Genomic DNA, 25,166 nt, shown 5'->3' with positions numbered 1-25,166 from the left:
GGAGATTGGGATGCAAGGGGTTTTCACGACGCTTGTTGAACGCCATTGCCCTAGTCCCAAAATGGGACTAGGATGACAGGATGCGTATACTTTCATCGCCGGCAACAAGTACCGTCTGGTAACGTCGATTAACTATCCATATGGGATTGTGTTCGTGAAGTTCCTTGGCACGCACAAGCAGTACGACGCGATCGATGCACAAACAATTGAAGGACACCGCCATGGACATTAAGCCTATCCGCACCGAAGAGGACTATCACGCAACCTTGAGCGAAGTTGAATCGCTCATGACTGCCGAATTCGGCACGCCTGAAGGAGATCGGCTCGATGTTCTTGCAACGCTCGTGGAAGCCTACGAAGCAAAGCACTTCCCGATGGATGTGGCAGACCCGATCGAGGCGATCAAGTTTCAGATGGACCAGAAGGGTCTCACACCCAAGGATCTCGAGCCGATGATCGGCAGGCTGAATCGGGTCTACGAGGTACTGAGCCGCGCCAGGCCGTTGACGCTGCCGATGATCCGGCGTCTGCACAAAGGGCTTGGCATTCCAGCCGAAGCCTTGATTCAAGCGCCACGCAGCGCACCTGCTTAAGCAACTGGTGCGGGCCGGTGCGTCCGGCTGCGCCACCTACAATCGCGTCTCCCGCGCCGCCCGTAAAAACTCATCCAGCACCGGCGTGCAATCGAGCAGATCCGTCCCACCGGCCCGGTGAAATTCCGGGTGCCATTGCAGCCCCATCACGAAATCGGCCTTGTCGTAGCGGATCGCCTCGACGATCCCGTCCGGATACGACATTGCCTCCACACGGATATCGCGCCCGAGTTCCTTGACTGCCTGGTGGTGGATCGAATTGACGACCGGCCGCCCGGCGTTCGGGAACATGCGCCCCAGGGTCGAGCCGGGCGGGAATTCGATCGCGTGGCGGTGGGCGTCGTAGTCGGTGTGCACGTGGGCCAGTGCGGCCGGCACGTTGGTCGCCACGTCCTGGTACAGGGTGCCGCCGAAGGCGACATTGATCAGCTGGCAGCCGCGGCAGACGCCGAGCACCGGTTTGCCGGCCTCGACGAATTCGTGCAGCAGTTCGAGTTCGTACAGGTCGCGCGCGCGGTCGCCGCTCCATTCGGGACGCGTGGGCGACTCGGAATAGGTTTGCGGCGAGACGTCGGCACCACCCTGCAGCACCAGGCCATCGAGGTGGCGCGCATAGTGGCGCAGCGTGATGTTACTGGGGTGGAGCAAGCCGTTCGTGTTCACCGTCGGGATCATGAACACCAGCACGTCGCGCGACATCACCCACTGGGCGATCGACTCTTCCAGGTATTGCAGGTTCTTGCTGCGCAGGCCAGTGGAGCCGGGTTCGGGATGAAAGATGCGGGCCGAGACGCCGATGCGCAGGGTACGGCGCATGAAGTCGCGGCTGAAGCGGTCGCGCAGGGAGCGCCAGCGCGAGCGCAGCACGCGACCGGCAAGTAGCAAGGGCGTGTCGCCGGGACGCTGGTAGCGTGGCGTGCCGCTGGCCGCGCGGCGGTCGGGGACGCGCTGTGGTGCATCTTCACGGTTTTCCAGCGGCGGGCCGGGCGCCTCGCCGCGTCGCTTGGGTTGATCGTCTGCCATGACCCAAATATAGCCCTGCCATTGCCGCGCACGATTCGAAGTTGTAACAAAATCACACCGGCTGAGCTCTTCAGGCCGGCAACTCCGGCAGGCTCGTCAGCCTTTGCAGGATGCACACCAGGCTGCGGTCGCCCACCGGCTTTTCCAGCAGGCCGCGCACGCCGGCGTCGCGCGCGAGCGTGCTGTCGTAGCTGAAGGTGCGCCCGACCAGCAGCACCACGGCCGTGCGCCCTGCCCCTTCCTGGGCCTTGATGGTCCGGCTCAGGGCATAGGGATCGATGTTCGGCGCGGCGGTGTTGATCATGGCCAGCGCTATTTTGGTTTCGTCGCACAGGCGCACCGCCATCGGCGCGCTGTCGGTCCAGGCAATCGCCGGGCCGCGCGCGCCGACCAGGCCGGCCAGGTGGTCGCGGAAGGCGCCGCCCTTGTCGACGATGAGCACCTTGCCGTCGCGCGGCGGGCGCCGTTCGGCCGCGCAGCCGCAGTTCGGTCCGAAGCGCGGGCGGCGCCGCCGTTCGGCCAGGAAGGGCTGGCCGCGCGCGTGCAGCAACGCCAGCGCGCGCCGCCGTTCGGCCAGCAGGTGCGCCATGGCGTCATACAGGGAAGCCGCTTCGATCGGCGGCGCCAGGTGGTCGTAGCCGATCCGCAGCGGGCCGCCGACGACCAGCGCCGGCGGCGCGCAGCGCATGCCGTCGAGGCAGGCCAGGGCCGCCGGATTGGCGCCGTCGGCCAGGACGATGTCGGGTTCCTGCAGGCTGTCGTCGTGCAGGCAGGCATACAGCGGTCCCGAGCGTGGCGCGGCAGCCAGCAGCGCGGCCAGCTGTGCCGCCTGCTCCGGGTTGAACCCGAGCAGGCTGACGGCAGTCGGAATTTTTTGTGCATGCATGATGGTCACCGGTGGGTGCCTGTTGCCTGGCTCCGGACCTGTTGCGCAAAAAGCTGGCTGGCTTGCGACAATTACTGTATGCATGTACAGTATGCCTCTTGGCGAATGCCTTCCGCTCAACGGTTTCTCAGGGCCGCTTGACGTAGCAACCTTGCGTACCAATCTAGTCAGATTTCATAACATTGACAAGCACTATCGCTTACGCCACCCGTACTTTTTCCCTGCGACAAGATAGCCCGACACAGTAGAATACGCAGGCTTCCGCAAAAACACTGATCAGCATGGCAACCAAGAAACCCGCACCCGACTACAGCGAATCATCCATCCGCGTCCTCAAGGGCCTCGAGCCCGTGAAGCAGCGCCCGGGCATGTATACCCGGACCGAGAACCCGCTGCACATCATCCAGGAAGTCATCGACAACGCCTCGGACGAGGCGCTCGGTGGCTACTGCAGCAACATCGGCGTCACCCTGAACGTCGACGGTTCCGTCACCGTCGAGGATGACGGCCGCGGCATCCCGGTCGGCATCCACCCGGAAGAAGGCGTGTCCACGGTCGAGATCGTGTTCACGCGCCTGCACGCCGGCGGCAAGTTCGACAAGGGTTCGGGCGGCGCCTATGCGTTCTCGGGCGGCCTGCACGGCGTCGGCGTCTCGGTCACCAACGCCCTGTCGACGCGCCTCGAAATCACGGTCTGGCGCAAAACCGACGACGGCAACGGCATCCACAACCTGGTCTTCGCCGCCGGCGACGTCGTCAAACCCCTCACCTCCGCGCCCTTCGAGCGCGGCGGCAAGAAGAACGGCACGCGCGTTACCGCCTGGCCGGACGCCAAGTATTTCGATTCGCCGAACATCCCGATGGGCGACCTGGTGCGCCTGCTGCGCTCGAAAGCCGTGCTGCTGCCGGGCGTGACCGTCACCTTGACCATTGCAAAGACCGGCGACGTGCAGACCTGGCGCTACGACGAAGGCCTGCGCGGCTACCTGGTCGAGGCCATGAACCAGAGCTCGAGCGGCCAGACCGTGATCCCGCTGTTCGAGGGCGCGGGTTACGCGGCTTCCGGCGACGAGAGTTTTGCCGAAGGCGAAGGCGCGGCCTGGGTCGTGGCCTGGAACGAGGAAGGCGGCGTGGTGCGCGAGTCCTACGTCAACCTGATCCCGACCCCAAGCGGCGGCTCGCATGAGTCCGGCCTGCGCGACGGCCTGTTTGGCGCCGTCAAAGGCTTCGTCGAACTGCACGGCCTGCTGCCGAAAGGCGTGAAACTGCTGCCGGAAGACGTGTTTGCCCGCGTCTCCTTCGTGCTGTCGGCCAAAGTGCTGGACCCGCAATTCCAGGGCCAGACCAAGGAACGCCTGAATTCGCGCGACGCCGTCAAACTGGTCTCGACGTTTACGAAACCGCCGCTCGAGCTGTGGCTGAACCAGCACGTCGAATACGGCAAGAAGCTGGCCGATCTCGTCATCAAGCAGGCGCAGTCGCGCATGCGCTCGCTGCAAAAAGTCGAGAAGAAAAAATCCTCGGGCGTGGCCGTGCTGCCGGGCAAACTGACCGATTGCGAGTCGACCGACCTGACCCGCAACGAAATCTTCCTGGTCGAGGGCGATTCGGCGGGCGGCTCCGCCAAGATGGGCCGCGACAAGGAATACCAGGCAATCCTGCCGCTGCGCGGCAAGGTGCTCAATACCTGGGAAACCGACCGCGACCGCCTGTTCGCGAACAACGAGATCCACGACATTTCGGTCGCGATCGGGGTCGACCCGCACTCGCATGGCGATTCGCCGGACCTGTCGGGTTTACGCTACGGCAAGATCTGTATCTTGTCCGACGCCGACGTCGACGGCTCGCACATCCAGGTATTGTTGTTGACACTGTTCTTCAAGCACTTCCCTGCCTTGTTCAAGCATGGCCACATCTGCGTCGCGCGACCGCCGCTGTACCGCGTCGACGTGCCGCCGCGCGGCAAGAAGCCGCTGCAAAAGCTGTATGCGCTCGACGACGGCGAACTGCTGGCGATCGAAGACAAGCTGCAGAAGGACGGCCTGAAGGAAGGCAGCTGGAACATCTCCCGCTTCAAGGGCCTGGGCGAGATGAACGCCGAACAGCTGTGGGAAACCACGATGAACCCGGACACCCGGCGCCTGCTGCCGGTGGCCCTGGGCGCGTTCGACCACGGCGAATCGAGCGCACGCTTCAACATGTTGATGGGCAAAGGCGAAGCCGCTGCCCGCCGCGCGTGGATCGAGGAACACGGAAACGAAACCGAAGCGGACATCTGACAGACAGCTCACGGACATCTGACCATGATCATTGGAATCGACCTGGGCACCACGAATAGCCTTGTCGCCGCCTGGCGCGACGGCAAGGCGCACATCATTCCGAATGCCCTCGGCGAATTCCTCACGCCGTCCTGCGTCGGCATCGACGAGGACGGCACCGTCCTGGTCGGCGCGGCCGCGCGTGCGCGCCTGCAAACCCATCCCGAACTCTCCACTTCCCTGTTCAAGCGCTACATGGGCAGCGAACGCGTGACCCGCCTCGGCAGGCAGGACTTCCGCCCGGAAGAACTGTCCTCGCTGGTGCTGCGCGCGCTCAAGGAAGACGCCGAAGCCTGGCTCGGCCACAAGGTCGAGGAAGCGATCATCACGGTGCCGGCCTACTTCAGCGACGCCCAAAGAAAAGCAACCCGCGCCGCCGGCCAGCTCGCCGGGCTGCGCGTCGAGCGCCTGCTCAACGAACCAACGGCCGCGGCGCTTGCCTACGGCATCCAGGACAGCCAGCAAGAAACAAAAATCCTCGTCTTCGACCTCGGCGGCGGCACCTTCGACGTCTCCATCCTCGACTTGTTCGAAGGCGTGATGGAAGTGCGCGCCACGGCGGGTGACAACTTCCTCGGCGGCGAGGATTTTGTCGAAATCATGGTGCGCGGCTTTTACGAGCGCAGCGGGTTGGCGCGCGCACTGGGCCCGGCCACGCTGGCGCGCGGCCAGGTCCAGCGCCTGCGCGACGAAGCCGAACGCGTCAAACGCGCGCTGTCGGAGTCGCCGCGCACGCGCATGAGCTTCCAGCACGATGGCCAGGAATTCACCTGGGACCTCGACGAAGATACGCTGGCGCAGCTGTGCGAGCCCTTGCTGGCGCGCCTGCGCAAGCCGGTCGACCGCGCGCTGCGCGACGCCACCATCAAGGCCGGCGAACTCGATGCCATCGTGCTGGCCGGCGGCGCCACGCGCATGCCGATCGTGCGCAAACTGGTCTCGCGCATGTTCGGCCGCTTCCCCAACGTGCATCTCGACCCGGACCACGCGATCGCGCTCGGCGCCGCGGTGCAGGCCGGCCTCAAGATGCGCGACGCCGCCCTCGAGGAAGTGGTGATGACCGACGTCGCGCCCTACTCGCTTGGCATCAGCATCTCGCGCCAGCTGGGGCCCAACAACTACGAAGGCGGCCACTACCTGCCCATCATCGAGCGCAATTCGACGGTGCCGGTGTCGCGCTCGCAAAACATCGCGACGCTGACCGATGGCCAGAGAGCGCTGCGCGTACTGGTCTACCAGGGCGAAGCGCGGCTGGTAAAGGACAATGTCTACCTGGGCGCGATCGACTTCCCGATCCCGCCCAAGAAGGCCGGCGAGATCAGCGCCGACGTGCGCTTCACCTATGACGTGAGCGGCGTGCTGGAAGCGGAAATCACGGTCGACCAGACCGGCGAAAAGCACAAGCTGGTAATCACTGAAAACGCCGGCGTGATGACCCCGGAACAGGTGCAGCAGCGCTTGGCCGAACTGGCCGAGCTGAAGATCCATCCACGCGACCAGATCGAGAACCGTACCGTCATGGCCGAAGCCGACCGCCTGTACCAGGAACTGCTGGGCGATGCGCGCCAGTACCTGGGACACCAGATCACTTCCTTCCATGCGGTGCTCGAGCGCCAGGATCACCAGGCGGCACGGCGCGCGCGCGAAGCGCTGCAGCAGCTCATGGGCGAGCTCGATCGGGGCGGCCTGGAGTGAACATCTGGACCACCCTCGGCATCGCGCCGACGCCGGACACGCGCGAGATCAAGCGTGCCTACGCGCGCCGGCTGAAAGTGACGCGCCCGGAGGATGACCCGGCCGCGTTCCAGGCGCTGAACGAGGCTTACCAGCTGGCGCTGCGGATGGCGCAGTTCGTGGTCGTCGAAACAGACGAAGAAAACGAGGAAAACGCAGAGCCGGCGCTGCAGGCGTTCGCGCCGGTGCCCGCCGTGCTCGAAGCGCGAGCGCTGCAGGAAGTTCCCGCGCCGCTCCTGCGCGAGGAGGCGTGGGAGCATCCGGTCGCGGCCTTCCGCGAGGAAGCCTGGGAGCGTCCGGTGGCCGCCTTTCGCGCGCCGGTCGACCCGGCCGCGCTTGAAGAACAGCGCCGGCGCGAACGCGAAGAAGCACGCGCACAGGCCGAGGCAGCAAGTCACGCCGCCTTCGAGCAGGCGCAGCGCCTGTGGGTCCATTTCCTAGGCCATGCGGACGTGGCGCCGAAATGGCACCTCAAACAGCTCGACGAGAGCGAGGACATGCTCAACCTCGAAGTGCGCGAGCACGTCGAGCTCTTTGCCGTCCAGTACTGTGCCGCGGAAGCCTGTCCGGACGAGCTGCGCGAAGCGATTGCCTCGTTTTACGGGTGGGGAGACGACGACGGGTTTATCAGCCGCCGCCTGCCCGAGGCAGCGATGGAAGCCTCGGGCAGGCTGCGTGCCGGCCACGCCTACGCCGCACTGCGCGCCCGCGCGGGCAAGGAACCGGCCGTTGCCGCCCTGCTTTCGGACAGTGCCGGCGGACGCTTCCACAGTACCGTCGAACGACGCTTCACGCTCGCCTTGCAGGAAGAAATCGCACGAATCCGCGCGTTCCACCCGGAGCTCCTGCACTTCAAACTGAACCGTGCTGTGTTCGAGGAGTGGGAGCGGCGCGTCGCGGGCCGCTACTATTTCCTCGACACGGCGCTGTGGTCTGCAGCGATCGGGGTCGCTCCTTACCTGATCGCCCTGGCCCGCGAAGACTCTTCTGGTCAGGCGATCAAACCGCACCTCCTGCTGGCCCTGTGGCTGCCGCTGGCGCTGGCTGGCGGAGCCGCATGGGCATGCCTGCCAGCCCTCGCCGGGCGCAGCCGGGACCTGATCTCGGAGCTGATGCACGAGTCGCGCCAGCAGCCGCGCTGGCAGTTCGGCTGGATGGCGAGCTACGCACTGGTGTCTGCGCTTATGTTCATTCCGTCGCCATCGACCTTCCTTACCGTGCTGGTAAACGTGGCGATGGTCTTCTGTGCGCTGGCAGCCACGTTCGCCAACTCCGCTGTTTTCGAGAGAGCTGTCTTCGTCATCGCCGCAACCATCGCCGGGATTTTCGGCTACAGCCTGGCGATCAAGGCATATCCCGCTTACGGCTTCGTCGCCTGCATCGCGAGCGTCTACTGCGCTGTATTGTTTCTGCAGCGCGGCGGTACGGACCTGTGGGCGTGGCTGGGCAAAGGGGAGCAGTGGATTCTCCCGCTGCGCTGTGCATGGCTCCTTGCTGCGATCGTGCTGGTCGCGCGCGCCGACGCCTCGCCTCTCCCCGCGCACATCCACGCGGCGGTGAGCTGGTTATGGCTGTTGGCAGGGATGACGCTGTCGCGCCCCACCCTTTTCCATGGCCTGGCGCTGCTGGGCACGCTCATCCTGTGGATCGGTATTTCCATGCAATTGCCGCAGTCGTCCGCACTCAACCGGCCGCCACTGGACGGAATCGTCCTGGGCCTGTCCACCGTCGCGATCTTCATGCTCGTAAACATGATCCGCGCTAAAAAGAATCAACATCAATTTTCGTAAGTAAATGACTATTCAAGCAAATTTATTCGAACAAGCCGCCGAGCCAAGCGACGACATCGAAACCCTGACCCTGTCGACCTTCGCCGAACGCGCCTATCTCGACTACGCGGTCTCGGTCGTCAAGGGCCGCGCCCTGCCCGACGTGGCCGACGGCCAGAAGCCAGTGCAGCGCCGGATCCTGTATGCGATGAACGAACTCGGTCTCGGCCCGACCGCCAAGCCGCGCAAATCGGCGGCCGTGGTCGGCGACGTGCTCGGTAAACTCCACCCGCACGGCGACCAGTCGGTCTATGACGCCCTGGTGCGCATGGCCCAGGACTTTTCGCTGCGCTATCCGCTGATCGACGGCCAGGGCAACTTCGGCTCGCGCGACGGCGACGGCGCGGCGGCGATGCGCTACACGGAAGCGCGCCTGACCCCGATCTCGCGCCTCCTGATGGACGAGATCGACCAGGGCACGGTCGACTTCCAGCCGAACTACGACGGCTCGACGCTGGAGCCGCGCACGCTGCCGGCACGGCTGCCGATGGTGCTGCTGAACGGCGCCTCCGGCATCGCCGTCGGTCTCGCCACCGAAATCCCGTCGCACAACCTGCGCGAAGTGGCCGATGCGGCCGTGGCCATGATCCGCAACCCGAAGATGTCGCACGCCGAGCTGATGGCGATCATCCCCGGCCCTGACTTCCCGGGCGGCGGCCAGATCATCACCCCGGCAGCGACCATCGCCGAAATGTACGCGAGCGGGCGCGGCTCGATGAAGGTGCGCGCGCGCTGGAAGATCGAAGAGCTGGCGCGCGGCCAGTGGCAGGCAGTGGTGACCGAACTGCCGCCGGGGACCTCGACGGCCAAGGTGCAGCAGGAAATCGAAGAGATCACCAACCCGAAGATCAAGCTGGGCAAGAAGACGCTGACGCCGGAGCAGATCGCGCTCAAGCAAACCGTCTTGAACTCGCTCGACACGATGCGCGACGAATCCGGCCGCGAAGCCGCCGTGCGCCTGGTGTTCGAGCCGAAGTCGAAGAACCAGGACCAGGCCGAATTCATGCTGCTGCTGCTGGCGCATACCTCGCTCGAATCCTCGGCGCCGATCAACCTCGTGATGATCGGCGGCGACGGCCGTCCGCGCCAGAAGGGCCTGGGCGAGATCATCCAGGAATGGATCGATTATCGATTCACGACGGTCCGCCGCCGTACAGAGTTCAAGCTGGGCAAGGTCAACGACCGCATCCACATCCTCGAAGGCCGCGAGATCGTCCTCCTGAACATCGACAAGGTGATCGCGATCATCCGCAATTCGGACGAGCCGAAAGCGGCCCTGATAGAAGAGTTCCGCCTGTCCGACCGGCAGGCCGAGGACATCCTCGAGATCCGCCTGCGCCAGCTGGCGCGCCTGGAAGCGATCAAGATCGAGCAGGAGCTGGCCCAGCTGCGCGGCGAGAAGGAAAAGCTGGAAGACATCCTGGCCAATCCATCGACCATGAAGCGCACCATCATTCGCGAGATCGAAGCGGACGCCAAGCAGTTCGGCGACGCGCGCCGCACCGTGATCGAAGAAGCGCAGAAGGCCGTGGCCGAGCAGAAGATCATCGACGAGCCGGTCACGGTCATCGTGTCGGAAAAAGGCTGGGTGCGCGCGCGTACCGGCATCGGGCATGACCCGGCGCAGTTCACCTTCAAGGCGGGCGACTCGCTGCACTACGCGTTCGAGTGCCGCACGGTCGACTCCCTGGTCGGCATCGGCGACAACGGCAAGACCTATTCGGTGCCGGTGGCGGCCCTGCCCGGCGCGCGCGGCGACGGCGTGCCGATCACGACCCTGGTCGACCTGTCGGGTGGCGTACGGATCCTGCATTACTTTGCCGGCAGCGCCGACACCCGCCTCTTGCTGGCGACCTCGAACGGCTTCGGCTTCATTTCGAAGGCGGGCGACATGGTCAGCCGCCTGAAAGGCGGCAAGTCCTTCATCACCCTTGACGAAGGCGCCGTCCCGCTGGCGCCGCGCGTGGTGCCCGATACCACCGGCGCGATTGCCTGCCTGTCCGGCAGCGGCCGGGTGCTGGTGTTCGGCATCGACGAGATGAAGGTGCTGACCAACGGCGGGCGCGGCGTGACGCTGATGGAGCTCGATGCGAAAGAGCAGCTGCTGGCGGCGCAGCCGATCAACCAGAAGGGCCTGAACGTGATCGGCACCTGGGCCGGCTCCAAGCCGCGCACGGTGGAGCTGTTCGCGTCAAGCCTGGAGCCGCACTTCGGCAAGCGGGCGAGGAAGGGCAAGCCGCTGTCGCAGAAGCTGAAGGCGACCGACCTGGCGATGCGCTCGACCGGCGAGTAATCTCGCAAGGTGGACAAAAAAAATGCCGGCTTCGCGCCGGCATTTTTCTTTTACAACGACCTGATTACTTCTTGGCCGCTGCCTTGTGCACGTCGGCCATGGCCTCTGCACGGGTCTGCTCGGTTTTGGCCGAAGCGGTCGCCTTGTCGGCAGCTGCGCCAACCTGGATCTTCAGTGCCTTCTCGTCGGCCTTGATCATGGTCTTCTCGGCCTTCAGGTTCGCTTCCGAGACCTTCTCTTCAGCCTTGGCCACTGCCTTGGCGCGGTCTTCCGGATCGGCCTTGGTGATCTTCTCGGCGGCGTTCGCGTGCGCCTTCACGGCCTTGGCGTGCGCCTTGGCTTTCTTTTCCTGCGCATCGGCGACGGCCTTGGTGGCTTTCTCGTCGGCCTTGGCGACAACCTTCATTTCCTTCGCTTCGGCCTTGGCGACATCCTTCTCGGCTTCGGCTTCGGCTTTCACGACGGCCTTGGTGTTCGACGCCGTTGGCGTGGTCACGGTGGTCGCGGTGGTTGCGGAAGTCGTGGCCACTGGCGCGGTCGTCGTCGTGGTGGTCGTGGTGGCGGTCTGCGCATAGGCGCTCGTTGCGACAAAACCGGCGATCAGGGTGAGGAGCAGTTTGTTCATGATGTGTGTCCTTTCGAAGCTATGGTGGGTTGCGGGTCTATGCCCGCAATGTTTAACTTTTTATTAAGTCTGAACCCAGAATATGCCTAGCCGAAGGACGGGTCTGTTCGCCATCACACAGACAACTGATGAGCAAAATCACGCCCTTTTCAGTGTTGGGCCGGCCCCGCGTACAAGTCGATGATCTCGGCAATGCCGTCCTGGCACACCGGGCAAAACGCTTCGCTGCGGTCGAACATGATGCACTGCATGGCCGGCCGGTAGTAACCCTTGGCCTCGTAGTTCGCGCCCTCGAAGGCACCCACCGCGTGGCGGTGCGGCTGCTTCGCAAACAGCGCCTTGGTACGCGCCAGGTCTTCGCGGAACAGCGCATTCATTTCGCTCTCGGGCCGGTTCTCCGCCCGCAGCGCCGCGCGCCGTTTCTGGTAGGCGCGCGAATAGTCTTCGTACTCCGCCTTCGGCCACGGCGTCGGCAAGGGCGTGCCGGCTTTCACGTGGCGCTTCCATTTCAGCTTGGCCGGATCGCGCAGGGCCGTCGCATTCGGCTCCCACGGCTCCATGCGCGTGCTGGCGGCCGCGTAGGCCACGGGTGAGGTGTAGTACTCGTCGGCCAGGCCCGCGAAATGGTGGCCGAATTCGTGCACGAACAGGTAAGGCGCCCATTCGTTGCTGGCGGCTGCCGTGCTGAACTGGCCGAAGATGCCGCCGCCGCCATAGGTCTCGTTGTTCACCAAAATTTCGATGAATTCGTAGGGCGCGTGCTGGGCGATTCCGCGCAACGCGGCATTGTCGAGCGTGAGCACATAACGCTCGCTGCCAAAAATGTCGTAGCGCGTGCCCAATGCCGATGCGTGGTGCACACCGGTCGACGGACGCGAGACGCCCGACTCCGCGGTCGGCACCGCCAGCGCCCAGACATTGAAATCGTTCGCGCGCTCCTTGAAGGGCGACACCGAGAACAGGTGCTGCGACAGGCGGCGTGCGTCCGCTTCGAATTTCTTCATGTCGCCCTGCGTGTAGCCGTCGCCCAGGATCAGGAGGTCGACCTTTTGCGGCGACGGCCCCTTCACCTGGATCGGAATCGGCCTGGCCGGCGCCGGCGGCTGTTTGCGCACCACGTCCGGCGCATCGGTATCGATCTCGACGCTCCAGGCCACCGAAAAGGCATTCCTCTCGTCGCGCTTCAGGATGCGCACCTTGACCGGGCGGTCCGGCTTCGGAAAGCGCACCGACTCCTGGAAGCTGCGGCTGATTTTATTGGCTTCTTCCGTCGTGCGCCACTCGCCGAAGATCGTGGAAAAATCGCGCGAATACAGCACATTTCCCGTCTTCGCATCGGCCACCTCGACCCGGTTCTGGCCGCGGTTGGTGTTGTCCAGGCTGCGCGCCGTATCGCCCGGCCAGGGCAGCGGTTCGATCAGGACCTGTTCCAGGGCGTAGCTGTCGGACAAGGCGTTGCCGCTGTGGCTGTAGTCGACGCGCACGGTGGCCGGTTGCGCCGCCTGGACCAGGCCAGCCGCGAGCAGGGAAGCAGCGGCGCACAGGCGCGAAAAGAATCGAAGCATGGAGTGTCCTCGGAAAATCGAATCCCGGCATTGTAATCCTGGCACGGCCCCTGTGAGCGGCCATGCATACCCGATCCTTGTTGACGCCAGCTTGCCCTCGACGCATCATTACTTATCGACAAGAATCGGAGACCCGGATGAGACCATTGAGCATGCTTGCCGGCGTCCTGCTGGCCCTTCCCTTCGCCGGCGCGTCCGCGGCTTCCGCATGCACGTCCCTGCAGCAGCGCGTGAACGAAGAAGGGTTTGTCCGCATCAACGGCATCGAGCAATGGGTCACCATGAAGGGCGACAGCTGCGCCAACCCGGTCATCCTGATCGCACACGGCGGGCCCGGCAACCCGCAGAGCCTGTACGAAAATGGTCCCGACGCCGGCTGGCGAAAGGATTTCACGGTCGTGCACTGGGACCAGCGCGGCGCCGGCATGACCTATGGCCGCAACAAGCCGTCTGAAGACGAAAAACTCACGGTCGACGGCTTGCGCGACGATGGCCTGGCCGTGGCGCGCCACGTGGCCGCGCGCCTGGGCAAGAACAAACTGATTTTGATGGGCAGCTCCTGGGGCTCGACGCTGGCCGTGCACATGGCGAAAGCCAGTCCCGAGCTGTTCTGCGCCTACCTCGGCACGGCGCAGATGGTCGCGCAGCGCGAAAACGTCGACGGCCACGCCAAACTCATTGCGCTGGCGCGCGCTGCGAACGACACCGAGACGGTCGCGAAAATCGAGGCCCTCGGCCCGCCGCCCTGGGTCAATCCCCGCTCCTTCGGCATCGAGCGCCGCGCCTCGCGCAAGTACGAGGCGATGGGCTCGGACCCGATGCCCAAAGCCTGGGCCGCGCCCGGCGCCCTGTATGCGACGCCGCAGGCCCAGGCCGACTACGAAGCGGGCGAAGACTATTCGTTCGTGCAGTTCGTAGGCATGAACAACGACGGCATGTTCAGGACGGTCGACCTGTACAAGCTCGGTCTTGAGTTCAAGCTGCCGGTCTACCTGGTGCAGGGCACGCAGGACCTCGTCACCACGCGCGACGTCACCCAGCGCTATTACGATGCGATCAAGGCGCCGGTGAAGAAGCTGGTGCTGGTGCCGCGCGCCGGCCACGATCCTAATTTGCCGATGGTCGAGGCCCAGTCGACGCTGCTGCGCGAGGACATCCGGCCGCGCTGCCTGTGACTACACCAAATCACACTTTAGATTTGATGCAGCCAACCAGGTTTATGAATCTATAAATATTTTGGAGAATTTATGAAGGGAATGTTTCCGGAATATAACGATATTTCATCGATAAATTTTGGAGTGGTTTGGAAGGAGGCTATTTTCGTCTTTGATACGAACGTCCTTCTGAACCTTTATCGCTATCGAATTGCCACGCGCGACGAACTGATATCCATACTTGAAAAATTATCTGATCAAATTTGGATTCCCCATCATGTAGCGCTTGAATTCCATAAAAACAGACAAGTCGTCATTGCAGATCAGATTAAGCGCTTCACAGAAGTGCGCGATACAATCGAAAAAACGAAAAAATGTTTATCTACTGACTTAGACAAACTACAATTAAAGAAACGCCATTCAGTTATCAATCCAGACTCATTTATTAGCAGCTTCAATGGGCTTATTGATTCTTTCCTTAATGAATTAGATAGCTCGCAGAAAAACCAACAACAGTTAACTGGTGCCGATCCATTAAAACAGAAACTCGAGATATTATTCGATGGCAGAGTAGGGCCCGCCCCGAAGGAACAGATAGAAATAGATAATATTTACAAGGCTGGTGAACAGCGATTCAAATTGAAGCGCCCCCCGGGATTTAAAGACGAGGGAAAAGACAAAGATCAACCGGACGAACACTTTCACGCAGGGATCACGTACAAAGGAAAATACGGCGACTACCTTATTTGGACACAAATACTAACCCACGCCAAGAAAATAGGCGTAAAAACGTTGATTTTTGTTAGCGATGATGGGAAAGATGACTGGTGGGCGCGAGTTGGCCATAAAACACTGGGGCCGCGGCCTGAGCTCATCGATGAGGCGAAGCATTCAAGTGCTATAGATACATTCCTGATGTATAGCCTCGAAAATTTCCTTAACTCTGCTAAGACGTTTCTTAAAGCTGAAGTTTCAGAGGAAACACTAAAGGAGGTGCGCGACATTTCCGTCACCTCTAGTCGAACCAATGCTATTCGCCCCTACCCAGGCAGGCGCGCAGAAGCTCTCCGGTTGTTTGCAGCACAGATTCGACCAGATTATGACGAGATACACGAGAACAATTTTTGGCCCGATATAGTTGCTGTAAAAGACGGCCATCGCTACGGGTTTGAACTATCTGAAGTCAAAGGACGATCTGATTACGAAATTTCTCAGCTTCTAAGAGAAAGCGCAGATCCTCTCGAAGTCGACGATATAGATGACGGGACGTTAATTTTATTGGTTGATCATGAAACGGATGCGGACTTGTTAGCGGCGCAGCTCTTAAAAATACCCGAGAACGAACGCGCCATTGAAAATATTTATATCATGATCGTTGCCATTCTAGAAAGCGAATCGGAGCCCCGCTCTCTTAAGATATGCTGGGAATTTGAATATTAATAGGAACTTCAATTCTCCATGGGGAAAGCCAACTAACTACTACGATGAACAATATTTTTCTCTATTTGTACTGGTAAAGAGGCCGCCTGACCACGATCGGCCGGATATCGAGCCGCACGTTGTAGACCGAATAGGCCTCGGTCGTGGCCGACATGTAGCCGACACTTTCTCCGGTGCGCGAGAACTTGAATTCGAAGCCGAGCTCGGGCTGCACGCCGTGCGGGCTGCCCAGGGTCAGGCCGATGGCGTCAAGCTGGTCGCTGTCGATCAGTTTTCCCATCAGGTCGACCACCGTGCTGTTGCCGAGGATGTCGGCAGAGAACAGCGGCTCGCGGTAGTACGGCCGGGCCGGATCGAGGCGGCCGTCGGCCTTGTCGGGCGCGGGCGTGAAAGTCTGGCTGGAGATGTTGAAGCGGTCGCCGTTGTCGAGGTAACTGAGGCGCACATTGCTGACGTTAAAAGCCCCCTGGCGCGCATTCGCGGCCGATAAATCGACCACCAGCGCGCCCTTGTAGCCGAGCACCTCGACGTCGCGGTTCGGGCCGACCACCATCGCCGTGTTCTCGTCGATGCCCAGTCCCAGCTTGTAGCCCTTCTGCAGCATCGCCGGCAGCATGCGCGCGAAGCGCCCGCGCACCAGCAGGTGCTGGTCCACAAAAACGTCGTCGCCGATGAAACCCAGGCCGGGCGTGATTTCCTCGCCGTCCGTCAAGCCGAGCTTGAGGGTGGCGAGCACCGGTTTCGGATGGCCGAACATGGTGCTGCTCATGATGGCCGCGCCGGCGCTGGTGCCGGCAATCACCCCGCCGCGCCGGTAGAGTTCCCACAAGGCGTCGAGCACGCGCGTATTGGTGCCGTCCGGACGGCGCAGGGCGCGCGTGATGCGGGCCTGGTCCCCGCCGGCGAAATAGGCGCCGCCGGCGCTGCGTACGGCATTTGCAAGTTCCAGGTCGTCGGCAGCGGCCTGGTAGTCGGTCCCGGTCAGGCGCACGGCGACCGGGACGAAGAAAGCGTTGGCGCCATACTTGTTCAGGCGCTCGACCAGGGCGGCGCCGGATTTTTCGGGATTGGCCGAGGCGGAGGCGAAGACGGCGATGCGAGCGCCCTTCCCGCCTGCGAGCTGAACGATACGGTCCCAGACGGCGGTGTTATCGGGACGCAGGGCGCCGCCGATGATGACGAGCGAACCTTTTGAGGCCGGCAGTTCGGCGGCAGCGGCCGCGGGGCCCGCAAGCAGGGCCGAAGCAAGGGCAACAGACACAGCGGATCGGCGCATGACGGCGCTCCTTCTCGAACACAACAAATCATAAGCCTGAGACGAGACGGATGTCGCCGTGTTGCGCCGCCTCAGGACAAATAAATGTTCGGGAAGTAACGCTCCATCAGTGCTTCCGGATTGCGCGGCGTGGTGAAACCGAAGCGTTCATACAACCCTTGCGCGTCGTTGGTGGCCAACATGAAGCGGCGCAGGTGCTGCAGGCTCGGGTGGCGCAGTACGACGCCGACCAGCTGCTTGCCATAGCCGTGGCCGCGGTATTCCGGCAGCACGAACATGTCGACCATGTTGGCGAAGGTGGCGAAGTCGGTGATCACGCGGGCAAACGCGATCTGGCGGCCATCGAGAAAGCCGCCAAAGCACAGGGAATTTTCAATGGCGCGCTCGACGACCGGCCGCGAGATCCCCACCGCCCAGCTCGACTGCTCGCTGAGGAAGCGGTAGATCATCGGGATGTCGAGCCGCGACTGGTCGGTACTGACCTCGAAGCTGGAATCGTTGGTAGTCATCTGCCTGGCCGCTCTGGCGAAAAAACCAATTCTAGCGCCGTTTGCACAAACGACAAGTCCGATTCATTAGGGTTTTGCGACAGGTTCCGGCCGGCTTTGCAGATAGCGTTCCGGCAGCGCAAGACCTGCGTCTTCGGCGCGCCAGACGAGGTTGGCAATCCACCAGCGCTTGCCGTCGAATGCCAGCTGGATGCTGTTGATGCCGCGCATGAAAGGCTTCGGATCGTTCGGCGAGCGCAGCAGTTCATAGGTGGAGAACACGTGCACCAGCTGGCCGAAGGAATCGGTGGTGCGCGCGATTTCGCGCTCGTAGAAACCGCTGGTGTTAAACGCACTCATGTTGCGGCTGATGTAATCCTCGACCGTCATGGTGCGCAGGGCGAAGCCGCCGCCTTCGCGGTTCGGGGTGACGACCATCAGCTTGGCGTCCGGGGCGAACAGCGCGCGCATCCGGTTCCAGTTGCGCGGCGCGCCGGCCGGGCCCGAGATGACGTCGTACAGGGCGGCGACGATGGTGTCGACCGACGCGCCGTCGGCTTCCTTGGCCACCGCCGGCTGGGCGGGCGCGGTATGCACCGGCTGCGCGGACGCTGCCTGCTGGGCGGCCATGCTGCTGCCTGCACTTGCTGCCATTGCTGCCATCGCGGCGAGGCCAAGCAGTCGTTTCATCGTGTTCTCCTTCGGTTTTCACTATGTTAACAGTTGAATAATCGACTATTTTAGCCGCCCTGTCATCCGCAGCCGCCTCGGACGGCCGCACGGGAGGCCGTTTATAATCGAATAAATCTAAGGAACCCACCATGAACGAACAATTCTCCAAAAAAGCCGAAGCCTGGTCGGCGCGCTTCTCCGAACCGGTGTCGGACCTCGTCAAACGCTACACGGCCTCCGTCTTCTTCGACAAGCGGCTGGCCATGTTCGACATCGAAGGCTCGCTCGCGCACGCCGAGATGCTGGCCGCGCAAGGCATCATCAGCGCGGCCGACCGCGCGGAGATCGAACGCGGCATGGCGCAAATCAAGAGCGAAATCGAAGCCGGCAGTTTCGAATGGCTGCTCGACCTCGAAGACGTGCACCTGAATATCGAAAAGCGCCTGACCGAGCTGGTGGGCGATGCGGGCAAGCGCCTGCACACGGGCCGCTCGCGCAACGACCAGGTTGCGACCGACATCCGCCTGTACGTGCGCGCGGCGATCGACGACGTGGTCGTCCTGCTGCACCAGCTGCGCGGCGCGCTGACGGACCTGGCCGAGCGCCATTACGACACCATCATGCCGGGCTTCACCCACCTGCAGGTGGCGCAGCCGATCACCTTCGGCCACCACATGCTGGCCTATGTGGAAATGTTCGGGCGCGATGCCGAGCGCATGCTGGATGCGCGGCGCCGCGTGAACCGCCTGCCGCTGGGCGCCGCTGCCCTGGCCGGCACCACCTTCCCGATCGACCGCCTGCGCGTGGCGAAGACGCTCGGCTTCGAGGACGTCTGCCATAACTCGCTCGACGCCGTCTCCGACCGCGATTTCGCGATCGAGTTCACGGCCGCCGCAGCGGTCCTCATGATGCACGTCTCGCGCATGTCGGAAGAGCTGGTCATGTGGATCAGCCCGCGCATCGGCTTCATCGACATCGCCGACCGCTTCTGCACCGGCTCGTCGATCATGCCGCAAAAGAAGAACCCGGACGTGCCGGAACTGGCGCGCGGCAAGACCGGCCGCGTGTACGGCCACCTGACCGCCCTGCTGACCCTGATGAAAGGCCAGCCGCTGGCCTACAACAAGGACAACCAGGAAGACAAGGAACCGCTGTTCGACACCGTCGACACCGTGCTCGACACGCTGCGCATCTTCACCGACATGGCCGGCGGCATCACGGTGAAAGCCGAGAACATGCGCGCTGCCGCGCTGCAGGGCTATGCGACGGCGACCGACCTGGCCGACTACCTGGTCAAGAAGGGTTTACCGTTCCGCGACGCCCACGAGGCCGTGGCGCATGCGGTGCGTGCCTGCGACGTCGCCGGCTGCGACCTGTCGGAAATGTCGCTCGAGACGCTGCAGGGCTTTTCGCCGCTGATCGGGGATGACGTGTTCGCCGTCCTGACGCTGGAGGGTTCCGTTGCCGCACGCGACCACGTGGGCGGCACCGCCCCGAACCAGGTACGCCGCGCCATCGAACGCGTGCGCGGTCAGCTCAAAGGCTGAGCGGGAAGATGGAGCAAGGGCGGGCCTGCCGTGGTTCACGGCTGGCCCGCCCTTTTTTCTTACTCAGTAAACTTCACTGAACATACTTGGTAATCTGCTGTCCTTGTATGCCGATGCCGGCCATCAGTCCCTCCTGGCCAAAAATGAAGGCATAGACATCGGATTTCATGGTGGTCGTGGTCATTGACTTGGCCATCCCGGCATCGACGACAACAACATTCGGCCCCGTGCCCACCGACAGTCCGGAGCCGCTGGTGAGCGCCGTGATCGCCGAGTCGGTCATGAAAAACATGGCCTGGGAAAATGATTGGGCGCCAGCCTGCAGGCCGACCGACATCGCCTGGGCTTTGTAGTACCCGGTGACTCTCCCATCCGGACCGAACATCACCCCTTTTCCGCCTTCCGCACCCACAATGAGACCGGCCTTGGCAATGTCGGGGAACACGAGTACACCCTTCGCTTGAGCCTGGAGTTCCTTCGCCTTTGGTGTCTCGGTGAGCAGTCTTTGTAGCGCCACTCGCGCTTTTGCGTCCAAATCAGGGTCTCCACCACCGGCAACGGTCGGGCCGCTCGGGGTCGTCGTGCAGGACAGGACAAGCAGCAAGATGGGAATCACGAAGATATTCCGAAGGTATTTGATCATGATGCGGACTCCCGTAAAAAGTTGATTTGTTGTTACGCCCACGCCCATGATGCGTGCTGATTCACTTTGAATTGTCCGGTTCTTTCCGGCGCAGTGCTATGGGACTTTCGTCTAACACGCTGGTGGATTTCTGATTGCCGCGCCCGCCGTTCCGTGGTCGAGCGACGGGTGAGCGAAGGGGAGTTTCGCAAAGCGATCGTCTGGCTGGTCGGGAGCCGTCTTGCGGGTACCTTGCTCGCACAGGCACTGCTGGTGCCGTCGGCGATGCGGATCGTGCTGGTCGCGCGTGCGGTGTGACGAATGAATAGTTGATCAAAGGAAAGACCGGTACTACACTATTCTTTTAAATCGAATCGGGAATGCCAAGGTGAACGCGCGAAAACCGCCCAGGTACCAAGGAAAAATCACTTCCTGGAAGGACGAGCAAGGATTCGGGTTCATCACTCCCAACGGCGGTGGGGCAACCGTGTTTGTTCACATCAAGTCGTTTTCCAGCCGTGCTACCCGCCCTGCCAATGACTCGATCGTCACCTACGAACTCTCGGCCAACGACAAAGGGCAGCCGCGTGCCGAGAATGTCGCCTTCGCCCGGGAGCGGATTGCACGGCCGGCGCCCGAACCGCGGGCAACGAGCGCGCTGGCCATCGCGGCAGTTTTTCTCGCACTCATCGCCCTGTTAGTTTTCACCGGCAAATTACCCGGTTTCGTTTTCGGTCTTTACCTGGGCCTGAGTGCTGTTGCGTTTGTTGCCTACGCAATCGACAAATCCGCAGCACGGAATCATCGGTGGAGGACCCAGGAAAGCACCCTGCATCTGCTCGGGCTGATGGGAGGGTGGCCTGGGGCGCTCGTGGCCCGCCAAGTGCTGCATCACAAGTCGAAAAAAGAATCGTTCCGGGAAGCCTTCCGGCTGACCGTCGTAGTCAACTGCAGTGCACTGTTCTTGCTCCTGTCACCCTGGGGAGCCGATACCTTGCTGCTGCTCGGCTTAGGCTGATCCAAACAAACGATCGCCCATGAACATCCTCGAAATTGTTGCAGCCACCTTTTCGCCTGAATTACCGGACGGACGACAACCGAGAAGCCGGCCCGCTTCACCCCCGAGCAAAAGCGCGCAGCCATGGCATTCCACGCCCGGGCATTCGGCCGTCCCCTGCTCTGGGTACTCGCGCTCTGTTCAGGGTTCATGGCGCTCGTTGGCGGGCCTGCGGCCCTGCTCGCCTCAGGTGCGCGCCTGAGCGGCGTGCTGGGTCGCCTGTTTTTCGGCGCGTGTACGGCGGTCTTTGTCCGCCAGATCAGGCTTGCGAACCAGGTGCGCACGGTTGAAAGCAGCACGGACGAAGCGCCTCCCCTCTCATAAAATTACCGCTCTACTTCAGTGCGGGAGAACGCCATGCAACGCTACAAAAACCTCAGCGGCGAATCGGGCGTGCTCGCCTACGAGATCGGCGACCGCTCGATCACGGTGCGCTTTACCGGGGGCGAGCGCTATCTCTACACCGACCAGAGCGCCGGCGCCGACAATATCGCGGAGATGGAAAGGCTGGCGACGCTGGGCAGCGGCTTGTCGACGTTTATCAGCCAGGTGGTCAAGGAGCGGTATGAGCGCAAGCTCGATTAAGATGCCCTTCTCTTCCATGACCAGGCTTTCTCCGTGACGACCACTTCCCTGCCCGAACGCGCCTTCGCCGCCTTCCTGTTCGACATGGACGGCACCATTCTCACCTCGATCAAGGCGGCCGAACGCGTTTGGGGCCGCTGGGCGGAGGGGCATGGACTCGACGTGGCGGCTTTCCTGCCGACGATTCACGGCAAACGTACAGAGGAGACGGTACGTGGGGTGAACCTGCCTGGTGTCGATCCGGCGGCGGAGGCGGCCTGGATTACGGCAGCCGAAATCGAGGATGTGGCGGGGGTGGAGGCGATTCGCGGCGTGGCGGGCTTCCTGGCTTCGCTGCCGGTCGAGCGCTGGGCGATCGTGACCTCGGCGCCGAAGGCGCTGGCAGTGGCGCGGATTGCGGCGGCAGGCTTGCCGATGCCGGCGGTGCTGGTGGCGGCGGAGGATGTGGAGCGCGGCAAGCCGGCGCCGGATCCGTTTTTGCTGGGGGCGAAGAGGCTGGGGTTTGCGCCGGAGGATTGCCTGGTGTTCGAGGATACGCTGGCGGGGCTGGCGTCGGCGGCGGCTGCCGGGATGGAGAGCGTGGTGGTGACGGTGACGCATGGGCATCCGGTGGAGACGGATGTTGTTGGGGTGGTGGATTATGCGGAGTTGCGCAGTGTTTGTACGGCGGAGGGGCGCTTGCGGGTGGTGATGTCTTCGTAGGGTGGGCGGGTGCCGATCGTGGACGTGTGATGCAACCGGTGGTTGAACGCGTGGGCGGGGAACCCGCCCACCCTACGTGGGCGGTGTTTAATCGTGGCGGTAGACGCGGGGGTTGAGGGTGTGTTCCTCGACCGCCGGCTGCTCTGGTGCGGGAGCAGCGGCATCGCGCTTCGGATAGGGCGTGCCGTCCTTGTGCGTGTAGCTGTTGGAGCTGCCGTCGTACATCAGGTCGATGTCGGGATAGGTGGCGCGGTCGGCGGGGATGTTCGGGCCGACGGCCAGGAACAGGGCGTTGCCCCAGCTGCGGTTGACCAGGTGGTGGCCGTTCGGGCGGCCCGCCGGGAAGGCCGCGCAATCGCCGGCGCGCATCAGGGTTTCGCCTTCGTCGGTGACCAGGGTCAGTTCGCCCGACACGACCATGACGAACTCGTCTTCATGGGTATGCCAATGGCGCTGGGAAGACGCGGCGCCCGGTTTCAGCTCGACCAGGTTGGCGCCGAACTGGGTCAGGCCGCCGGCCTCGCCCAGCGCTTGCCGGCTGCGGCCGTTGACGATCTCGGCAAAGGGATCAGGGTAACCGGTTCCGGTTTGTACGGGGATACTGCTCAGGTCTAGCCGTGACATGCTCAATCCTTCCTGGTTGAATGGGCGCGCCCCGCCGTCGCCGGCAGGGCTTGCTTCATTTGCTTAAGCGCGTTTCTGCACAAGCGTCAGGATATCGTAACTTGCCACGAGTTCGTCGTTCTGGTTCGTGACCTGCACGTCCCAGGCGACGACGCCCTGGCCGCGGCCCTGCTCGTCCGTGCGGTTGCGGTCGACCTTGCGCTTGCAGGTCAGGCGTGCGCGGATGGTGTCGCCGATCGCCACCGGCGCGACGAAGCGCAGGTTGTCGAGTCCATAGTTGGCCAGCACCGGGCCCGGGGCCGGCGACACGAACAGGCCGGCCGCCGCCGACAGCACGAAATAACCGTGCGCGATGCGCTTGCCGAATTGCGTGTCTTTCGCAGCGATTTCGTCGAAGTGCATGTAGAAATAGTCGCCCGAGACGCCGCCGAAATTGACGATGTCCGCTTCGCTCACGGTGCGGCGGTGCGTCAGCAGCGAGTGGCCGATTTCCAGCTCTTCGAAGTGGCGGCGGAACGGATGAATTTCCGATTCCTTCACCGCGCCGCCGCGCACATACTCGCCCGTCACCGCGGCCAGCATCGTCGGCGAGCCCTGCACCGCCGCACGCTGCAAGAAGTGTTTTACCGCGCGGATGCCGCCCAGCTCTTCGCCGCCGCCCGCGCGGCCAGGACCGCCGTGTTTCAGCTGCGGCAGGGGCGAACCGTGGCCGGTGGAATCGACCGCCGACTCGCGGTCGAGAATGTGGACGCGCCCGTGCGAGGCCGCGGCCACCGGCACCGCGTAGGCCGCGATCATTGGGTCTTTCGTCGCCAGCGTCGTCACCAGGCTGCCCTTGCCAAGTGCGGCCAGGTGGAGTGCCTCGTCGATGTCGCGGTAGGTCATCATGGTGCTGACCGGGCCGAAGGCTTCGATGTCGTGCACGGCCGTGTTGACGGCGGCATTGCGGCACAGGAGCAGGGTCGGCGAGATGAAGGCGCCGCCAGATGCGCCCTCGCCCACCGGATTGAAGCCGTGGCCGGCGCCGAACACGATCTCGTTGCCGCGCGCGAGCAGCTCGATGCGCTCGGACACGTCGCGGTGCTGGTCCATCGACGCCAGCGCGCCCATGCGCACGCCTTCCATCTTCGGATTGCCGACCACGACTTTCGAGAGGCGCTCGCGCAGGCGCTCGCCCAGGGCGTCGACGTGCTGCTCGGGGACGATGACGCGGCGGATCGCCGTGCACTTCTGGCCGGCCTTGCCGGTCATCTCGCGCGCGACTTCTTTGACGAACAAATCGAACTCGGGATCGTCGGGCGTCACGTCCGGCGCCAGGATCGCGCAATTCAGGGAATCGGCTTCGGCGGTGAAGGGCACCGACTCGCGGATCAGGTTCGGATTCGCGCGCAGCTTGGCGGCGGTGTCGGCCGAGCCGGTAAAGGTGACGGCGTCGAAACCGGTCAGGCGGTCGAGCAGGTCGCCGGTCGAGCCGATCACGAGCTGCAGCGCGCCTTCCGGCAGCAGGTTCGATTCCTGCATCATTTTGACGACTGCGTGGGTCAGGTAGCTGGTGGCGGTCGCCGGTTTGCCGATGCAGGGCATGGCGGCCAGGAAGCTCGGCGCGAATTTTTCGAGCAGGCCCCAGATCGGAAAGTTGAATGCGTTGATGTGCACGGCCAGGCCGCCGCGCGGCACCAGGATGTGAGTGCCGGCGAAGCCGCCGCGCTTGCCGAGCGCAATCGCCGGGCCTTCGTGCAGCACGTTCGAGGACGGCAGTTCGCGCGAGCCCATGCTGGCGTAAGCGAACAGGGTGCCGATGCCGCCTTCGACGTCGACCCAGCTGTCGGCGCGCGTGGCGCCGGTCAGGTGCGAGATCTCGTAGAGTTCTTCCTTACGCTCCATCAGGTAGGTCGCCAGGGCTTTCAGGCGCTGGGAGCGGGTCTGGAAGTCGAGCTTCATCAGGCCGGGGACGCCGGTCTTGCGGGCGTAAGTGACGGCTTCGTCGAAGTCGATCTTTTCGGCGTGGGTGTGGTAGAGCAGCTGGCCGTCGAGGGCGCCGTGCAGGGGGGTGGCGGCTTCGTGGCCGATCCAGCGGTTGGCGATCCAGCTTTGCAGGGTGCTTGCTTGTGCCATTTGTTTTGTCTCCTCAGG

Annotated in this window: 24 protein-coding genes; 14 read left to right on the top strand and 10 right to left on the bottom strand. The window is 63.2% G+C overall.

The features are described 5' to 3' along the window. Positions 1 to 94: 94 nt before the first annotated feature. Both NMB41_RS03090 and NMB41_RS03085 read left to right on the top strand, forming a co-directional pair. On the top strand, positions 95 to 232 hold the full coding sequence (locus NMB41_RS03090) for a type II toxin-antitoxin system HigB family toxin (protein ID WP_494382928.1): 138 nt from the start codon (positions 95 to 97) through the stop codon (positions 230 to 232). Continuing rightward, the gene (locus NMB41_RS03085) at positions 222 to 593 is read left to right on the top strand and encodes a helix-turn-helix domain-containing protein (protein ID WP_494381021.1); all 372 of its coding nucleotides are present in this window, start codon (positions 222 to 224) and stop codon (positions 591 to 593) included. The genes NMB41_RS03090 and NMB41_RS03085 overlap by 11 nt, the downstream gene beginning before the upstream one ends. A gap of 36 nt (positions 594 to 629) precedes the next feature. Here the strand turns inward: NMB41_RS03085 and NMB41_RS03080 are convergent, their stop codons facing one another. After that, the gene (locus NMB41_RS03080) at positions 630 to 1,616 is read right to left on the bottom strand and encodes a gamma-glutamyl-gamma-aminobutyrate hydrolase family protein (RefSeq protein WP_494381020.1); all 987 of its coding nucleotides are present in this window, start codon (positions 1,614 to 1,616) and stop codon (positions 630 to 632) included. A gap of 70 nt (positions 1,617 to 1,686) precedes the next feature. Beyond that, positions 1,687 to 2,502: a response regulator gene (locus NMB41_RS03075; protein ID WP_494381019.1), complete on the bottom strand. Its 816-nt coding sequence runs from the start codon at positions 2,500 to 2,502 to the stop codon at positions 1,687 to 1,689. A 281-nt stretch (positions 2,503 to 2,783) separates the two neighbouring features. On the opposite strand from NMB41_RS03075, the gene NMB41_RS03070 reads away from it, so the two are divergent. From NMB41_RS03070 to parC, 4 genes are read left to right on the top strand one after another with little or no spacing between them, the layout of a single operon-like run. Then, a complete protein-coding gene (locus NMB41_RS03070; RefSeq protein WP_494381018.1) occupies positions 2,784 to 4,781 on the top strand; it encodes a DNA topoisomerase IV subunit B in 1,998 nt (665 codons plus the stop codon). Positions 4,782 to 4,805: 24 nt separating this feature from the next. Further along, positions 4,806 to 6,515, top strand: coding sequence for a molecular chaperone HscC (locus tag NMB41_RS03065; protein ID WP_494381017.1), 1,710 nt, complete (start codon positions 4,806 to 4,808; stop codon positions 6,513 to 6,515). Then, positions 6,512 to 8,344: a J domain-containing protein gene (locus NMB41_RS03060; protein ID WP_494381016.1), complete on the top strand. Its 1,833-nt coding sequence runs from the start codon at positions 6,512 to 6,514 to the stop codon at positions 8,342 to 8,344. The genes NMB41_RS03065 and NMB41_RS03060 overlap by 4 nt, the downstream gene beginning before the upstream one ends. A gap of 4 nt (positions 8,345 to 8,348) precedes the next feature. Next, entirely contained in the window at positions 8,349 to 10,676 is a 2,328-nt protein-coding gene (gene parC, locus NMB41_RS03055; protein WP_494381015.1) for a DNA topoisomerase IV subunit A, read from the top strand. Positions 10,677 to 10,740: 64 nt separating this feature from the next. On the opposite strand, the gene NMB41_RS03050 is transcribed toward parC, so the two are convergent. Together NMB41_RS03050 and NMB41_RS03045 are read right to left on the bottom strand one after the other, a co-directional pair. Further along, the gene (locus NMB41_RS03050) at positions 10,741 to 11,301 is read right to left on the bottom strand and encodes a hypothetical protein (RefSeq protein ID WP_494381014.1); all 561 of its coding nucleotides are present in this window, start codon (positions 11,299 to 11,301) and stop codon (positions 10,741 to 10,743) included. 149 nt (positions 11,302 to 11,450) lie between these two features. Beyond that, positions 11,451 to 12,866 carry an IgA Peptidase M64 gene (locus NMB41_RS03045; protein ID WP_494381013.1) on the bottom strand — a complete coding sequence of 472 codons (1,416 nt, stop codon included), beginning with the start codon at positions 12,864 to 12,866 and terminating at the stop codon, positions 11,451 to 11,453. 137 nt (positions 12,867 to 13,003) lie between these two features. Between NMB41_RS03045 and NMB41_RS03040 the strand changes: the two genes are divergently transcribed. Beyond that, positions 13,004 to 14,041 carry an alpha/beta fold hydrolase gene (locus NMB41_RS03040; protein ID WP_494381012.1) on the top strand — a complete coding sequence of 346 codons (1,038 nt, stop codon included), beginning with the start codon at positions 13,004 to 13,006 and terminating at the stop codon, positions 14,039 to 14,041. 72 nt (positions 14,042 to 14,113) lie between these two features. Next, on the top strand, positions 14,114 to 15,460 hold the full coding sequence (locus NMB41_RS03035) for a PIN-like domain-containing protein (RefSeq protein WP_494381011.1): 1,347 nt from the start codon (positions 14,114 to 14,116) through the stop codon (positions 15,458 to 15,460). Positions 15,461 to 15,521: 61 nt separating this feature from the next. Here the strand turns inward: NMB41_RS03035 and NMB41_RS03030 are convergent, their stop codons facing one another. From NMB41_RS03030 to NMB41_RS03020, 3 genes are all read right to left on the bottom strand, one after another. Further along, a complete protein-coding gene (locus NMB41_RS03030) occupies positions 15,522 to 16,736 on the bottom strand; it encodes a cyanophycinase (protein WP_494381010.1) in 1,215 nt (404 codons plus the stop codon). A gap of 71 nt (positions 16,737 to 16,807) precedes the next feature. Then, positions 16,808 to 17,245 (bottom strand): GNAT family N-acetyltransferase, encoded by a 438-nt coding sequence (locus NMB41_RS03025; protein WP_494381009.1) that lies wholly within the window; start codon positions 17,243 to 17,245, stop codon positions 16,808 to 16,810. A 66-nt stretch (positions 17,246 to 17,311) separates the two neighbouring features. Beyond that, entirely contained in the window at positions 17,312 to 17,914 is a 603-nt protein-coding gene (locus NMB41_RS03020; RefSeq protein ID WP_494381008.1) for a hypothetical protein, read from the bottom strand. 131 nt (positions 17,915 to 18,045) lie between these two features. Between NMB41_RS03020 and argH the strand changes: the two genes are divergently transcribed. Beyond that, positions 18,046 to 19,443: an argininosuccinate lyase gene (gene argH, locus NMB41_RS03015; protein ID WP_494381007.1), complete on the top strand. Its 1,398-nt coding sequence runs from the start codon at positions 18,046 to 18,048 to the stop codon at positions 19,441 to 19,443. A 73-nt stretch (positions 19,444 to 19,516) separates the two neighbouring features. On the opposite strand, the gene NMB41_RS03010 is transcribed toward argH, so the two are convergent. Continuing rightward, positions 19,517 to 20,086 (bottom strand): lipid-binding SYLF domain-containing protein, encoded by a 570-nt coding sequence (locus tag NMB41_RS03010; protein WP_494381006.1) that lies wholly within the window; start codon positions 20,084 to 20,086, stop codon positions 19,517 to 19,519. A gap of 168 nt (positions 20,087 to 20,254) precedes the next feature. On the opposite strand from NMB41_RS03010, the gene NMB41_RS03005 reads away from it, so the two are divergent. The 5 genes from NMB41_RS03005 to NMB41_RS02985 all read left to right on the top strand — a co-directional run bounded on the left by NMB41_RS03005 (position 20,255) and on the right by NMB41_RS02985 (position 22,409). After that, entirely contained in the window at positions 20,255 to 20,383 is a 129-nt protein-coding gene (locus NMB41_RS03005; protein ID WP_494381005.1) for a lipid II flippase family protein, read from the top strand. A gap of 70 nt (positions 20,384 to 20,453) precedes the next feature. Further along, positions 20,454 to 21,083, top strand: coding sequence for a DUF1294 domain-containing protein (locus NMB41_RS03000; RefSeq protein ID WP_494381004.1), 630 nt, complete (start codon positions 20,454 to 20,456; stop codon positions 21,081 to 21,083). Between the two features lie 123 nt (positions 21,084 to 21,206). Continuing rightward, a complete protein-coding gene (locus NMB41_RS02995) occupies positions 21,207 to 21,446 on the top strand; it encodes a hypothetical protein (protein WP_494381003.1) in 240 nt (79 codons plus the stop codon). 33 nt (positions 21,447 to 21,479) lie between these two features. Continuing rightward, positions 21,480 to 21,707 carry a hypothetical protein gene (locus NMB41_RS02990; RefSeq protein WP_494381002.1) on the top strand — a complete coding sequence of 76 codons (228 nt, stop codon included), beginning with the start codon at positions 21,480 to 21,482 and terminating at the stop codon, positions 21,705 to 21,707. Positions 21,708 to 21,740: 33 nt separating this feature from the next. Further along, positions 21,741 to 22,409: an HAD-IA family hydrolase gene (locus NMB41_RS02985; protein WP_494381001.1), complete on the top strand. Its 669-nt coding sequence runs from the start codon at positions 21,741 to 21,743 to the stop codon at positions 22,407 to 22,409. Positions 22,410 to 22,496: 87 nt separating this feature from the next. Here the strand turns inward: NMB41_RS02985 and NMB41_RS02980 are convergent, their stop codons facing one another. Together NMB41_RS02980 and paaZ are read right to left on the bottom strand one after the other, a co-directional pair. Then, positions 22,497 to 23,033: a cupin domain-containing protein gene (locus tag NMB41_RS02980; protein ID WP_494381000.1), complete on the bottom strand. Its 537-nt coding sequence runs from the start codon at positions 23,031 to 23,033 to the stop codon at positions 22,497 to 22,499. Positions 23,034 to 23,096: 63 nt separating this feature from the next. After that, the gene (gene paaZ / locus NMB41_RS02975) at positions 23,097 to 25,148 is read right to left on the bottom strand and encodes a phenylacetic acid degradation bifunctional protein PaaZ (protein WP_494380999.1); all 2,052 of its coding nucleotides are present in this window, start codon (positions 25,146 to 25,148) and stop codon (positions 23,097 to 23,099) included. Positions 25,149 to 25,166: the final 18 nt, after the last annotated feature.

This window comes from Massilia sp. FBCC-B171 (assembly GCF_059134155.1).
This window is presented reverse-complemented; position numbering and strand designations above follow the sequence as displayed.